The sequence below is a fragment of the Nonomuraea jabiensis genome, from assembly GCF_014204795.1.
Lineage (GTDB): Bacteria > Actinomycetota > Actinomycetes > Streptosporangiales > Streptosporangiaceae > Nonomuraea > Nonomuraea jabiensis.
Map to the genome: position 1 here is coordinate 3,334,676 of NZ_JACHMB010000001.1, position 12,974 is coordinate 3,347,649.

The 12,974-nt window shown below is 70.6% G+C and carries 13 protein-coding genes; 7 read left to right on the top strand and 6 right to left on the bottom strand.

The window, feature by feature from the left end; all coding sequences use genetic code 11:
• The first annotated feature begins 136 nt into the window (after window positions 1-136).
• Window positions 137-1,426 (top strand): GTP cyclohydrolase IIa, encoded by a 1,290-nt coding sequence (locus HD596_RS14950; RefSeq protein ID WP_185069825.1) that lies wholly within the window; start codon window positions 137-139, stop codon window positions 1,424-1,426.
• A gap of 548 nt (window positions 1,427-1,974) precedes the next feature.
• Here HD596_RS14950 and HD596_RS14955 read toward each other — a convergent pair.
• Window positions 1,975-2,409, bottom strand: a complete 435-nt coding sequence (locus HD596_RS14955; RefSeq protein ID WP_185069826.1) for a rhodanese-like domain-containing protein — start codon at window positions 2,407-2,409, stop codon at window positions 1,975-1,977.
• Window positions 2,410-2,578: 169 nt separating this feature from the next.
• Here HD596_RS14955 and HD596_RS14960 point away from each other — a divergent pair, with 169 nt between their 5' ends.
• Both HD596_RS14960 and HD596_RS14965 read left to right on the top strand, forming a co-directional pair.
• Window positions 2,579-3,598, top strand: coding sequence for an EamA family transporter (locus HD596_RS14960; RefSeq protein WP_185069827.1), 1,020 nt, complete (start codon window positions 2,579-2,581; stop codon window positions 3,596-3,598).
• Window positions 3,599-3,613: 15 nt separating this feature from the next.
• A complete protein-coding gene (locus HD596_RS14965) occupies window positions 3,614-3,766 on the top strand; it encodes a hypothetical protein (RefSeq protein WP_185069828.1) in 153 nt (50 codons plus the stop codon).
• Between the two features lie 11 nt (window positions 3,767-3,777).
• On the opposite strand, the gene hisC is transcribed toward HD596_RS14965, so the two are convergent.
• Entirely contained in the window at window positions 3,778-4,836 is a 1,059-nt protein-coding gene (hisC, locus tag HD596_RS14970; RefSeq protein ID WP_185069829.1) for a histidinol-phosphate transaminase, read from the bottom strand.
• Between the two features lie 123 nt (window positions 4,837-4,959).
• On the opposite strand from hisC, the gene HD596_RS14975 reads away from it, so the two are divergent.
• A complete protein-coding gene (locus HD596_RS14975) occupies window positions 4,960-5,622 on the top strand; it encodes a hypothetical protein (RefSeq protein WP_185069830.1) in 663 nt (220 codons plus the stop codon).
• Between the two features lie 4 nt (window positions 5,623-5,626).
• Here the strand turns inward: HD596_RS14975 and HD596_RS14980 are convergent, their stop codons facing one another.
• The 3 genes from HD596_RS14980 to fbaA all read right to left on the bottom strand — a co-directional run bounded on the left by HD596_RS14980 (window position 5,627) and on the right by fbaA (window position 8,484).
• The gene (locus HD596_RS14980) at window positions 5,627-6,910 is read right to left on the bottom strand and encodes an adenylosuccinate synthase (RefSeq protein WP_185069831.1); all 1,284 of its coding nucleotides are present in this window, start codon (window positions 6,908-6,910) and stop codon (window positions 5,627-5,629) included.
• Between the two features lie 106 nt (window positions 6,911-7,016).
• A complete protein-coding gene (locus HD596_RS14985; RefSeq protein WP_221519334.1) occupies window positions 7,017-7,427 on the bottom strand; it encodes a DUF3151 domain-containing protein in 411 nt (136 codons plus the stop codon).
• Between the two features lie 34 nt (window positions 7,428-7,461).
• Window positions 7,462-8,484 carry a class II fructose-bisphosphate aldolase gene (gene fbaA, locus HD596_RS14990; protein WP_185069833.1) on the bottom strand — a complete coding sequence of 341 codons (1,023 nt, stop codon included), beginning with the start codon at window positions 8,482-8,484 and terminating at the stop codon, window positions 7,462-7,464.
• A gap of 108 nt (window positions 8,485-8,592) precedes the next feature.
• On the opposite strand from fbaA, the gene HD596_RS14995 reads away from it, so the two are divergent.
• Together HD596_RS14995 and HD596_RS15000 are read left to right on the top strand one after the other, a co-directional pair.
• The gene (locus tag HD596_RS14995; protein WP_185069834.1) at window positions 8,593-9,285 is read left to right on the top strand and encodes a DedA family protein; all 693 of its coding nucleotides are present in this window, start codon (window positions 8,593-8,595) and stop codon (window positions 9,283-9,285) included.
• Window positions 9,286-9,347: 62 nt separating this feature from the next.
• Window positions 9,348-9,758: a hypothetical protein gene (locus HD596_RS15000; RefSeq protein ID WP_185069835.1), complete on the top strand. Its 411-nt coding sequence runs from the start codon at window positions 9,348-9,350 to the stop codon at window positions 9,756-9,758.
• A gap of 12 nt (window positions 9,759-9,770) precedes the next feature.
• Here HD596_RS15000 and pyrE read toward each other — a convergent pair whose 3' ends face one another.
• On the bottom strand, window positions 9,771-10,304 hold the full coding sequence (pyrE, locus tag HD596_RS15005; RefSeq protein WP_185069836.1) for an orotate phosphoribosyltransferase: 534 nt from the start codon (window positions 10,302-10,304) through the stop codon (window positions 9,771-9,773).
• 142 nt (window positions 10,305-10,446) lie between these two features.
• On the opposite strand from pyrE, the gene HD596_RS15010 reads away from it, so the two are divergent.
• The gene (locus tag HD596_RS15010) at window positions 10,447-12,819 is read left to right on the top strand and encodes a sigma-70 family RNA polymerase sigma factor (protein ID WP_185069837.1); all 2,373 of its coding nucleotides are present in this window, start codon (window positions 10,447-10,449) and stop codon (window positions 12,817-12,819) included.
• The last annotated feature ends 155 nt before the right edge of the window (window positions 12,820-12,974 follow it).

Below are 12,974 nucleotides of genomic sequence, written 5' to 3' on the forward strand. Positions count from 1 at the left end.
TCCGGAAAAGTCGGGCGTGACATTACGGCCCCCGCGAGCGATCGTTCCAAAAGAGAGCACTGCAACGGACGGCAGGATGGGACGAACATTGGTCGAGAGGGCCGAAGAAACTCCCCGAGTGTCACGCCCGGGCGCTATGACACCGGACCTCACCATCGGCGTGGTCGGACCCCACGACCTGGTCGAGCGAGTCATGCTGATGGGTCATGCCGCGGCTCCGCTGCCGTGTCGCCTGGTCGCGGCCGCATACCGCGACGAACAGGAGGCGCCCGACAAGGTGACGCGGCTCGGACCCGGAGTCGACGCATGCTTGTTCGCCAGCCCGGTCCCCTATGACCTGGCCAGGCGTTCCGGCGTGCTGACGATGCCGGCGACGTACGTCCAACTCGGCGGAGCAGCACTGGTGGCGGCGTTGGCCAAGGCCGCGCTCGACACCCGCATCGACCCCCAGCGGGTCAGCATCGACGTGGTGAGCCGGGCCGATGTCGAGGAGGCGTACACCGACCTCGGCATCCCCGCGACGGACGTGCACAGCCGCGACGAGCCGGGTGCCACCGGCACGATCGCGGCCTACCACGAACGTCTGGCCAGGCAGGGAGCCACCTCGGGGGCGCTGACGTGCCTGCCCGCGGTGGCCGAACGCCTGCACGCCGCGGGCGTACCGGTCATCAGGATCAGGCCGACCTCGGCGGCGGTCCGCACGGCGCTGCACACCGCGGCGCTGCTGGGGGCACACCACCGGCTGGAGGAGTCACAGCTCACCGTGGTGCTGGTGGAGGTGCCGACGCTGCGCGAACCCGTGCGCCGCGCGGCCCCCCGCTACTGGCGCGACGAGCTGCGGCTGTCGCTGCACCGGCTCCTGGTCCAGGAGGCGAACCGGATCAACGCCACCGTCTGGCCGATCGACGATCACAGCTATCTGGTTACCGCTACCAGAGGCTCGATCGCGGCGGCGACGGACGGGTTCAGGGTGTTGCCGTTCGCGGCCAGGATCAGGGACGAGCTGGGACTGGCGGTCGAGGTCGGCGTGGGCATGGGGCGCACGACGCATGACGCGGAGTCGCACGCCCGGGCGGCACTGGCCCGCACGCAGGCGGGCAAACAGGCACAGGGATTCGCGGTGGACCGCGAGGGGCGGGCGCTCATCCCGGCCCCGCGGATGCCACCGACCGGGTCCAACGCACTCAAACCGAAGGGAGTGGAAGTACTGGCCCGGCTGGCGGCCAAGCTCGAAGGCGGAGACACCGTGGTGGACGCCGAGGGCGCGGGCAAGATGCTGGGAGTGACGCCGCGTACGGCTCGGCGGTTGCTGCGCACGTTGGTTGACGAGGGACTCGCGTGGCCGCTACCGCCGAACCGCACACCGCAGCCTGGCCGTCCGCGCCAGCTGTACCGGCTGATCGTGGAGAAGCTCGGGCCCCGATGAGGGTCCGGGACTGAGCGTTTCGGTGCCGGGCCGCCTCTCGGCACCGAGCGTCACGGGCGGGGTCCGCGCCCGCGGGGCGGCACTTCGTGCTGCCCGCCGTACGGGCCTGAGGCGTCTTTTGAGGCTGGAAACGCTCCTGGGGCTGGTCTTGATACCGGCCGGGGGCCGCCGCCCCGCTGTGTGCATTACGGAGTCGTGTGTGACTGTTGAGGGTTTTCGTATGACCTGAGCAACACGATGGCGTTGACAATCGATGTCATCTTTGCGAACTCACGCGTTGACTCTTGTGAACTTATTGGTTGACCCGTGTAGATCCGGGTATGTTCTCGGGTGCCCCCGATCGACGGGATTCGGACGGGGGCGCCAATTCTTTCAGGCGTCGATCTTCCGCCCTCGCGCGCGTTCCGGCTGTGTGTTTCTGGCCGAGGTGCCGCGGTTTCGTCCAACACCACGTGGCTCGGTGTGTTTCCGCAGGTCGGAGGCTGGGAGTCGTGGTACGGAAGTGGCCGGTTTCGGGCTGATTCGTCCGGTGTTGCGGGCCGTGCGCGTCAGCAGGCGCAGGCGATGCCGGACACCGGCGCCGTGAGGGCGTCCACGGGGCGCCGGGTGACGCCCGAGGCGGTCTCCACGGGGAAGCCCTCCCTCGCCCAGTACTCGAAGCCGCCGATCATCTCCTTGACCCGGTAACCCAGCTTCGCGAACTCCAGGGCCGCCCTGGTGGCGCCGTTGCACCCCGGCCCCCAGCAGTACGTGACGACCTGGGCCTCCGCCGGGACCAGGCCGGGCGCCCTCGCGGCGATCTCGGCGGTCGGGAGGTGCACGGCGCCCTCGATGTGGCCCTGGTCCCAGCTCTCCCGGCTGCGCGAGTCGACGACTACGACGCCGGGGACCCCGGCGGCCAGGTCGGCGGCCACGTCCGAGACGTCGGTCTCGAAGGCGAGGCGGGCGGCGAAGTGGGCGAGCGCGGCGGCGTTGTCGGACATCAGGGGACCGTTCCTTTCATGGCGGGCGGGGTGACTGTGCAGGATCGTGTCACTCTTCGCAGGTGGGAGGACAGTGGCGGGAATGCCGCTGATCGCTAATATCCCGCCATAGTGCTAGGTCTGATACCTGCGAGAGTTCTGTCGGGGTCGCCCGGTACAGTCATGAGCCATGCGTACGGACACCACTGACAGCCGGCCCACTGTCCTCATCTGGGGCGCCCTGGCGGTCGTCTACGTGGTCTGGGGTTCGACGTACCTCGGGATCGGCGTCGCGATCGAGTCGATCCCGCCCATGCTCAGCGGGGCCCTGCGGTTCATCACCGCCGCCGCCCTGCTCGCGGGCTTCCTGCTGATCCGGTCGGGGCCGTCGGCCTTCAAGATGTCGCGCCGGCAGTTCCTGGGCGCGGCCGTCGTGGGCGTGCTGCTGCTGACCACCGGCAACGGGCTGCTGGCGGTGGCCGAGCAGTACATCTCCACGGGTCTGGCGGCGCTCCTGGTGGCCTCGGTGCCGCTGTGGCTGGTCGTGTTCAGGTTCGCCGTGCGCGACCGTCCCAAGGCGCTCACGCTCGCGGGCGTGCTGGTCGGGCTCGGCGGCGTCGCGGCGCTGTCGCTGACCGGCGCCGACGGCGGCAGCGGCGTCGGGATCGTGACGGTCCTGCTCGGCTCGGTGTCCTGGGCCGTGGGCTCGTTCCTGTCGAGCAGGATCCAGATGCCCGCCAACGCGCTGGCCACCAGCGCGGTCGAGATGGTCGTGGGCGGCGCCGGGCTGCTGGTGCTCGGCACCGGGGTCGGCGAGCGGCTCGACGTGTCGGCCGTCACCACCAGGTCGTGGGTGGCGCTGGCCTACCTGATCCTGGTGGGCTCGCTGATCGGGTTCACCGCGTTCTCGTGGCTGCTCGGCAACGCCCCCATCTCGCTGGTGTCCACCTACGCCTACGTCAACCCGGCGGTGGCCGTCGCGCTCGGCGCGCTCCTGCTGGACGAGCCGATCACGACCCAGGTGGTCGTCGGCGGCCTGGTCATCCTGGCCGGCGTGGCGCTGGTGATCTCAACCGAGCGGAAGGGACCGAAGCGCGTCCTCGAAGACGTCGACGGTGGTGGCGACGTCGGCCTCGGTGTGGGCGGTGGACAGGAACCACAGCCCGCGCGGCACCATGTTGACCCCACGGTCGAGCGGCGCGGCGGGTAGGCGGGTCATCATGGCGTGGTCGGCCCTGGCGAAGTCGCGGTAGTCGCGCACGGCGGGCGCGTCGGTGAAGTACGCGCGCCGGCGGTCTACGCCGACCACGCCGTCCAGTCGCAGTACGGCTCCGCGCTGCTGTCGGTCGCCTACCTCAACTGGCAGCCCCGCCGCTGATCAGCCGCTGTTCAGCCGCGGAAGGCCGCAGCGGCGGTGAGGAACGCGTCGTTCGCCTCGGGGGTGCCGATGGACACCCGTGCGCCCTCCCCGGCGAACGGCCGCACCGCCACGCCCTCCACGGCGCAGGCGGCCGCGAAGTCGAGGGTGCGCTCACCGAGCCGGAGCCAGACGAAGTTCGCCTCGGTGGGCGGCACGGTCCAGCCCTGGGCGATGAGCGCCTCGCGGACCCTCGTACGCTCCTTGACCACGTGCTCGACCCGCTCCAGCAGCTCGTCCTCGGCCTTGAGCGAGGCGACGGCCGCGACCTGGGCGAGGTGGTTGACCGCGAACGGGATGATCGTCTTGCGGATCGCCGTCGCCACGGGCTCGTGCGCGACCAGGTAGCCGACCCGCAGGCCCGCCAGCCCGTACGCCTTGGAGAACGTGCGCAGCACGCAGACGTTAGGCCGGTCCCGGTAGAGGGTGAGGCCGTCGGGGACGTCCTCGTCGCGCACGTACTCCCGGTACGCCTCGTCCAGCACCACCAGCACGTGCTCGGGCACCCGGTCCAGGAACGCCTCCAGCGCGCCCCGGCGGATCGAGGTGCCGGTCGGGTTGTTGGGGTTGCACACGAACACCATGCGCGTGCGCTCGTTGATCGCCTCCGCCATGGCGTCCAGGTCGTGGTCCTCCCCGGCCAGCGGCACCCTGACCGACTTCACCCCGGCGAGGTCGGCCAGCAGCGGGTACGCCTCGAACGACCGCCACGCGTACACGACCTCGACCCCGGGCTCCCCGATCGACTCGAACAGCTGCTGCGCCACCGTGACGGACCCCGCGCCGAGCGCGATGTTGTCGGCCGGCACCCCGAACCGCTCCGCGATGGCCTCCGTCAGCCCGACGGCGCCGGGGTCGGGGTAGCGGTTGATCTGGCGCGCCCCCTCGGCGATGGCCTCGACCACGGACGGCAGCGGGTCGTACGGGGATTCGTTGGAGGACAGCTTGTACGACCGGCCGTCGGGAGTCGCTACGACCTTGCCCGGCTTGTAGGCGGCCATGGTGTCCAGGATGTGGCGGAAACGAGGCATGCCCCTACTTTAAGTCGTGGCCACTTCCCCGCTGTTCGCGGCATGTGCCGCCGGGACCGGTCCCGGGCCGCGGCTGCTAGGAATGCCGCGAACGGCGCCACCCGGGGCGAAGGAGCTGAGGAAGTGCCGATGCCCAAGGCCGGTCTGTCCGCCCTTCTCGTCGCTGCGCTGGTTGTGACCGGCTGCTCGTCCGGCAGCGCGCCGGCGCCGTCAGCGGCGCCCGCGACTCCATCGACCTCGCCCACGCCCACGCAGGACCTCGTCTCCTGGATGGATCGGGTCTGCGCGGCCACCCGCCTGTTCGAGCACAAGCCCAAGGCGCCCAAGCCGGAGGCGCCCGACGGCAGCATGTCCGATCAGACGGCCGAGCACTTCGCGATCTTCCAGTACATGGAGCTGCAGGCGTATCTCCACGAGATACCGGAGTTCACCCGCGCCTCGATCGAGCTGCTGGAGGATCCGGGGCCGGAGCCCGTCAAAGGCGGCGCCGCGACGATCGAGGGTTACCGCACGGCGCTGCGCCGGTTGCTGCCCAAGGTGGAGAAGTACCGTCCGAAGAAGGCCCCGGACGATCTCCCGCAGCGGGCGCGCAAGGTCGCCAAGCTCGTCGCCTTGCTCAGGACCGACGGCCCGAAGCTGGCCGACCTGGTGGATCGCGAGCCCGCCCTCGCACGGGCCCGCGCCAAGGCGGTGAACTGCGGGCCGGACGGCATGTTCCCGCAGCCCGGCGAGGGGGTGCCGACGCCCGCCGCCGCGGCGGCTCCGCCGTCCACCCCCGGCCGGTGAGCGGTCAGACGAGCGAGCGCACCACCACGGTCTGGTCGCGGCCGGGGCCGACGCCGATGGCCGAGATCGGGGCGCCGCTCATCTCCTCCAGCGCCCGCACGTACGCCTGCGCGTTCGGCGGCAGGTCGTCGAACGACTTCGCGCTCGTGATGTCCTCCTGCCACCCCGGCAGCTCTTCGTAGACCGGCACGGCGTGGTGGAAGTCCGTCTGCGTCATCGGGATCTCGTCGTGCCGCACCCCGTCCACGTCGTACGCCACGCACACCGGGATCCGCTCCAGCCCCGACAGCACGTCCAGCTTGGTGAGGAAGTAGTCGGTGATGCCGTTGATCCGGGTCGCGTAGCGGGCGATGACCGCGTCGAACCAGCCGCAGCGCCGGTTGCGGCCCGTGGTGACGCCGTACTCGCCGCCCGTCTGGCGCAGCCACTCGCCGACCTCGTCGGTGAGCTCGGTCGGGAACGGGCCGGAGCCGACCCGGGTCGTGTACGCCTTGAGAATGCCGATGATCTTCGTCAGGCGGTTCGGCGGGATCCCGGCCCCGGCGCAGGCGCCCCCGGAGGTCGGCGAGGAGGACGTGACGAAGGGGTAGGTGCCGTGGTCGATGTCCAGCAGCGTGCCCTGGCCGCCCTCCAGCAGCACGAACTTGCCCTCGTCCAGCGCCTTGGAGAGCACCAGCGAGGTGTCGGCGATGTGCGGCTTGAGGCGCTCGGCGTAGGCGAGGTACTCCTCCAGGACCGCCGCGGGCTCGATGCCGCGCCGGTTGTAGACCTTGGTCAGCACCTGGTTCTTCTCGCCCAGGGCGACCTCGATCTTCTTGGCCAGGATGCCCGGGTCGAGCAGGTCCTGGACGCGCACGCCCATACGGGCGATCTTGTCGCCGTACGCGGGCCCGATGCCGCGGCCCGTGGTGCCGATCCGGGCCTTGCCGAGGTAGCGCTCGGTGACCTTGTCGAGGGCCTTGTGGTGCGGCATGATCAGGTGGGCGTTCGAGGAGATCAGCAGGCGCTCGGCGGAGATGCCGCGCGCGGCCAGCCCGTCGATCTCGCTCAGCAGCACGCCGGGGTCGATGACCACGCCGTTGCCGATCACGGGGACCACGTCGGGCGACAGGATTCCCGTCGGTAGAAGGTGCAGCGCGTATTTCTGGTCCCCGATGACCACGGTGTGTCCCGCGTTGTTGCCACCCTGATAGCGGACGACGTAGTCGACGTCGCCACCGAGCAGGTCGGTGGCCTTGCCCTTGCCCTCATCGCCCCACTGGGCGCCAACGAGAACGGCAGCCGGCATGGTTCAGTCTCCCGTGCACAAAACGAAACCCCTGGCGCAAGCGCGACAGGGGCTCTTGCGTAGAGAGACTACCCGAACGTGCCTATTCGTCCCAAGACAACGAGGACTAACCGTTGGTGAGCGCCTCGTAACCCGTCTCGGTGCTGTCCTTGAGGAACTGCGCGCACCGCTCGGCCTCGTCCTTCTCGCCGATCGCCTGGGCGGCCCTGGACAGGGCGTACAGGCAGCGCAGGAAGCCTCGGTTGGGCTCGTGCTCCCAGGGGATGGGCCCGTGTCCCTTCCAGCCGTTGCGGCGCAGCGCGTCGAGCCCGCGGTGGTAGCCCGTACGGGCGAAGGCGTAGGAAGTGACGGCGTGCCCCTGCGCGAAGTACTCTTCCGCGAGCGTTGCCCAGGCCGCCGGGTAGGCGGGGAAACGGGCGGCCACGTCAGAGGCCTTGGCTCCGGATTCGAGCGCCTCCCTGGCCTCGGGCAGATCCGGCAGTTGAGTCGGGGGCGGCCCGGCGAGAAGGTTATCCATAGGACAAGTCATACCCGCCGGGCCCCGAAAATGGCTAGGAGATCTTCGTCCCAGCGCTCTTGAGGTTCTCGCACGCCTCCACGACGCGCTTGGCCATGCCGGCCTCGGCGCTCTTGCCGTAGGAGCGCGGGTCGTAGGTCTTCTTGTTGCCCACGTCGCCGTCCACCTTGAGCACGCCGTCGTAGTTGCGGAACATGTGGTCCGCGATCGGCCTGGTGAAGGCGTACTGGGTGTCGGTGTCGATGTTCATCTTGACGACGCCGTACGAGATCGCCTCGTGGATCTCCTCCAGCGACGAGCCGGAGCCGCCGTGGAAGACCAGGTCGAACGGCTTGTCCTTGCCGTACTTGGCCGCGACCGCCTCCTGGATGTCCTTCAGCACGGCCGGGCGCAGCTTGACGTGGCCGGGCTTGTAGACGCCGTGGACGTTGCCGAACGTGGCGGCCAGCAGGTAGCGGCCCTTCTCGCCGATCCCGACGGCCTCGGCGGTGGCCAGCGCGTCCTCCGGGGTCGTGTAGAGCTTCTCGTTGATCTCGCCGACGACGCCGTCCTCCTCGCCGCCGACGACGCCGATCTCCATCTCCATGATGATCCGCGCCTTGGCGGACTTCTCCAGGAGCTCCTTGGCGATCTCCAGGTTCTCCTCCAGCGGCACGGCGGACCCGTCCCACATGTGGGACTGGAAGAGCGGGTCGAGGCCCTTGGAGACCCGCTCCAGGGAGATGTCGAGCAGCGGCCTCATGAAGCCGTCGAGCTTGTCCTTCGGGCAGTGGTCGGTGTGCAGCGCCACCGTCACGGGATATTTGGCGGCCACCACCCGCGCGTACTCGGCCAGCGCCGTGGCGCCCGTGACCATGTCCTTGACGGTCGCGCCGGACAGGAACTCGGCGCCGCCCGTGGAGACCTGGACGATGCCGTCGCTCTCGGCCTCGGCGAAGCCCCGCAGAGCGGCGTTCAGCGTCTGCGAGGAGGTCACGTTGATCGCCGGGTAGGCGAATCCGCCGGCCTTCGCCCGGTCGAGCATCTCAGCGTAGACCTCTGGAGTCGCAATAGGCATGATTCATCTCCCTGAGAAGTAACGGCTTCGCGCAGGCCCAGTATCCCGACTCACTACCCCGTGTGGTAGTCACAACGCGTTTGTCGCCTCTACAGGTAGGCTCTCGGGGTGGACTGGCTCTGGAATCTCCTCGACCCGACATGGTGGCTGACCGTGTTGGGGGCTTTCGCGACGATCGGCGTTCTCGCCATCATCTTCGCCGAAACAGGCTTGCTGCTCGGGTTCTTCCTCCCCGGTGACTCGCTGCTGGTGGCCGCGGGGATTTTCAGCTCCGTCTCGGTGGCGCAGGGAATGAACATCGCGCCGCTCTCCTTTCCCGTCCTGTTGATCGGCACGCCCCTGTGCGCCATTGCCGGTGCCCAACTCGGACATTTCCTGGGGGCCAGGTTCGGCCGCAGGCTCTTCGACAAACCTGATTCGCGCTTGTTCAAGAGGGAGCACGTCGTCAGGGCCGAGGAGTTCTTCGAGAAGTTCGGTCCGGCCAAGGCGGTGATCCTGGCCAGGTTCGTGCCGATCGTGCGCACGTTCATGAATCCCGTCGCGGGCGTGCTGGAGATGCCGGCCAGGCGGTTCTTCCTGTGGAACGTCGTCGGCGGCGTCGTCTGGGTCGAGGGCCTGCTCCTGCTCGGCCACTTCCTCGGCAGCAAGGTCGACCCCAAGCAGATCGACAGGTACATCCTGCCGGGCGTCTTCGTCATCGTGTTCATCTCGCTGATCCCGATCATCATCGAGGTGATCAAGAAGCGCAGGGAGCACAAGAACCTTCCCGAGCCCAACGGCAAACACCACCGCGTCCACTGACCCGTGAACCGGGGGTTACCCGGGGTACGCTGCCCCCTGTGGGACGCCACAGGTCAGATCCGATGGGCGTCGCCCGCTTGGCGCTCGCCGTCCTCGCCGCGGGCGCCGTGGTGACGCTGCTGGTCATCGGCGGCCGCGCGCTGTTCGGCTCGTTCGGCGCCACGCCGCCCGAACGCGAGCGCGCGTCGGCCGTCACGCCCGGCCCCGCCGCGGAGACCACCGCGCGGGTGCCGACCGTGCACATCGAGTGCGTGGCCGATACCTGCCCGATCGTCACCGTACGCGTGCCGGGCGGCGACGTGCTGCAGTATCGCGAGATGAGCAGGGGCGAGGAGGTCAGCTACTACGAGCCGGAGCTCGACGTCGTGCTCAGCGACGCGGGCACCGTACGCGTCAACGAGAACGGCAAGCCGCGCGAGCAGGGCAAGGCCGGCGCGCGCGAGGCGTTCACCGTCAAGGCGCCCGGCGGCTGAGGCCCGCGGCTCTCAGAGCCCGAGATCGTCGAGGGTGAAGACCGAGCGGTACTCCAGGCCCTCGCCGGTGATGCGCTCGCGGGCGCCCCGGTCGACGATCGTGGCCACGGCCACCACCTCGGCCCCCGCCTCGCGCAGCGCCTCCACGGCCGTCAGCGGCGAGGAACCCGTCGTGGAGGTGTCCTCGACGGCCAGCACCCGCCGCCCCTTCACCTCGGGCCCCTCGATGCGGCGCTGCATGCCGTGCTGCTTCTGCGCCTTGCGCACCACGAACGCGTCGAGCGTGCGCCCGCGCGCCGCCGCCGCGTGCAGCATCGCGCCCGCCACCGGGTCGGCCCCCAGCGTGAGCCCGCCCACCGCGTCGAACTCCAGGTCGGCCGTCAGGTCGAGCATCACCCGGCCGACGAGCGGCGCGGCCACGCCGTCGAGGGTGATGCGGCGCAGGTCGAGGTAGAAGTCGGCCTCCATGCCGGAGGAGAGGATGACCTTGCCGTGGACGACGGCCTTGCTCTTGATCTCGGCCAGCAGGTTGTCGCGATCCGTCATGCGCCCAAGCTTATGGCTCCGGCCACAGGGACCGTCGCGGCGCCCTCGAACCTCCCGAAGGTAAAGGGGCGGGCGCGGTTTAGCCCCGACGGGGAGTGCGGAATGAATGCGCGAGGCAACCCCCAGTAATCGTGAGGTCACTATGGGTGGCGGAACTCCGCAAAGCGACGCAGAGCTTCTTCAGGCGGTCAGAGAGGGCAACGCCGCCGCCTACGGGCAGCTCTACGAGCGCCACGTCGCCGCCGCTCGCGCGCTGGCCAGGCAGCTCGTCAGGCGCGCCGAGGTCGAGGACGTGGTCGCGGAGTCGTTCACGAAGATCCTCGACCTGGTCGGCAGGGGCGGCGGGCCCGAGTCCGGCTTCCGCACCTATCTGCTGACCGTGGTGCGGCGCACGGTCCACGACCGCTCCAGGATCGAGAGCCGCCAGGTGGCCACGGGCGAGATCGAGGAGTACGACCCGGGGGTGCCGTTCGTCGATCCGGCGCTCGTCGGGCTGGAGAAGTCGCTGATCGCCAAGGCGTTCCTGTCGCTGCCCGAGCGGTGGCGGGCGGTGCTCTGGCACACCGAGGTCGAAAGGCGCAAGCCGGCCGAGGTGGCGCCGCTGCTGGGCCTGTCGCCCAACGGCGTGGCGGCGCTCGCGTACCGGGCGAGGGAGGGGCTGCGGCAGGCGTACCTGCAGATGCACCTGGGCTCGCCGCCCAAGCACGACTGCCGGCCCGTCCTGGGCAAGATGGGCGCGTACGTCCGGGACGGGCTGACCAGGCGCGACGCCAAGGAGGTCGACGAGCATGTGGGCGCCTGCGAGGAGTGCAACGGGGTCCTGCTGGAGCTGACCGACGTCAACCGCGGGCTGCGCGTCATGGTCGGTCCGCTGATCGCGGGGCCGACCTTCGGCGGGTACGCGGCGACCCTGGCGAAGTCGGCCGCGGGCGGCGGCGGCGGCGCGGGCGGGCTGCTGCGCGTGTTCGGCCGGCTGTGGCGGTGGCCCAGGCACCAGCAGGCCGCGATGGCCGGCAGCATGGCCGTCACGGTGGCCGTGGCGGCCGGGCTGCTGCTGGTCGCCGACGAGAAGCCGATCGCCAGGCCCACCGCCGCCGTGCCGGTCGCGGGGCCGCCGCCGTTCGCGGGCGAGCCGATGCCGGTGCCCGTGCCGTTGCAGAGCGAGGAGCCCGCGCGGGCGCGGCCGCCGGCCAGGAGCCCTGTCACGAGCCCTGTCACGAGCCCTGTCACGAGCAGGGAGCCCGGCAGGGCGCGGCTGCGTGCCACCGTCGAGGCGCTGGGATCGCTCGTACGCGCCCGGCCCGGCATCGTCGGCCTGCGCGTGCGCAACTACGGCGAGGCGCCCAGCGAGGAGCTGGCGGCGCTCGTGGACCTGCCCTCCGGCGTGACGCTCGTCCCGCCCGCGCGGCACGACGGCCACGACAGCGTGGGCACCGTGGACGGATGGGCGTGCCGCCCCTCGGGGCACGACGCGCGGTGCGCCAGGGCGCCGCTGGCGGCGGGCCAGGGGACGGCGCTGTTCCTGCGGGTACGGGTGGCGGCGGCGGCCCCGGAGGGCGAGGGCCCGGCCGTCCGGATCGACTCGGGCCCGCTGCACGTCACGGCGCAGGCCGAGGACGGCGTACGGACGACCGGGGCGCCCGCCAGGTTCGCCACCGACGGGAAGGTGGCCGTCAGGGCGATCGGCAACTCGCTGCTGACCTGCCCCGAGACGGGGGCGGGTTGCGCGGAGGCCAGGGGGCGCCAGCGCGGCCAGCGCGACAACGACCTCTGGCCGATGACCGCGCTCGACCAGGACGACAGCTCCGCCACCGGCGCGTCCAGCGGGGCCGAGCTGAGCCTGCCCAAGGGGAGCAAGGTCGTGTGGGCCGGCCTCTACTGGTCCGCGAGCGCGACGACGGCCGGGCCCATCAAGGTCAGGCCGCCTGGACGGCGCCAGTACACGCTGGTCAAACCTGACGACGTGGCGCTCCGCGAGCTGCCGTCGGGGCCCGTCTACCAGGCGTACGCCGACGTCAGCGAGCTGGCCGCCGCCTCGCAGCGGAACGGCACCTGGTGGGCGGCCGACATGCCCATGGAAGAAGGGGTGTCCCGGCACGCCGGATGGAGCCTGGTGCTGATCGTCACGGATCCCGCGGAGCCGTACAGCCAGGCCATGGTGCTCGACGCGGCCACCGTGGTCGGCGGGCCGGCGCGGCGGGTGCGCATCCCGCTCGGCGGGCTGAGCCCGGCCGCCGCGCCCGCCAGGGTCGAGCTGGTGACGTGGGAGGGGGACGCCGACCTCAAGGGCGACAAGGTCTCGCTCGGGTCCGGCGCGCTCGCCCCCGAGGGCGGCGACCGGGACGCCGCGAACGTCTTCGACGAATCCTCGGCCGGTGCGGCGCAGATGACGTTCGGCGTCGACGTCGACACGGTCGGGGCCGAGCTCGGGGTGGATCCGGGGCTGACGATCGCGACAGACAAGGATGTCGTGCTGTTCGGGGTGGCCGCGTTGAGCGTCCGGGCACGATCATGACCATGAACGGGACAAACTGGTACGGTCTGGCTGAATGGTCGGGGGTGGCAGCGGGTCGATGCCGAATCGTCGGGATTAACCCTCGCGCGATCACCAGCTTTCATTACCCTGAGAGAGGGCCGCCGAGTCCGGTCTCTGACGGTGCAGAGCCAGCC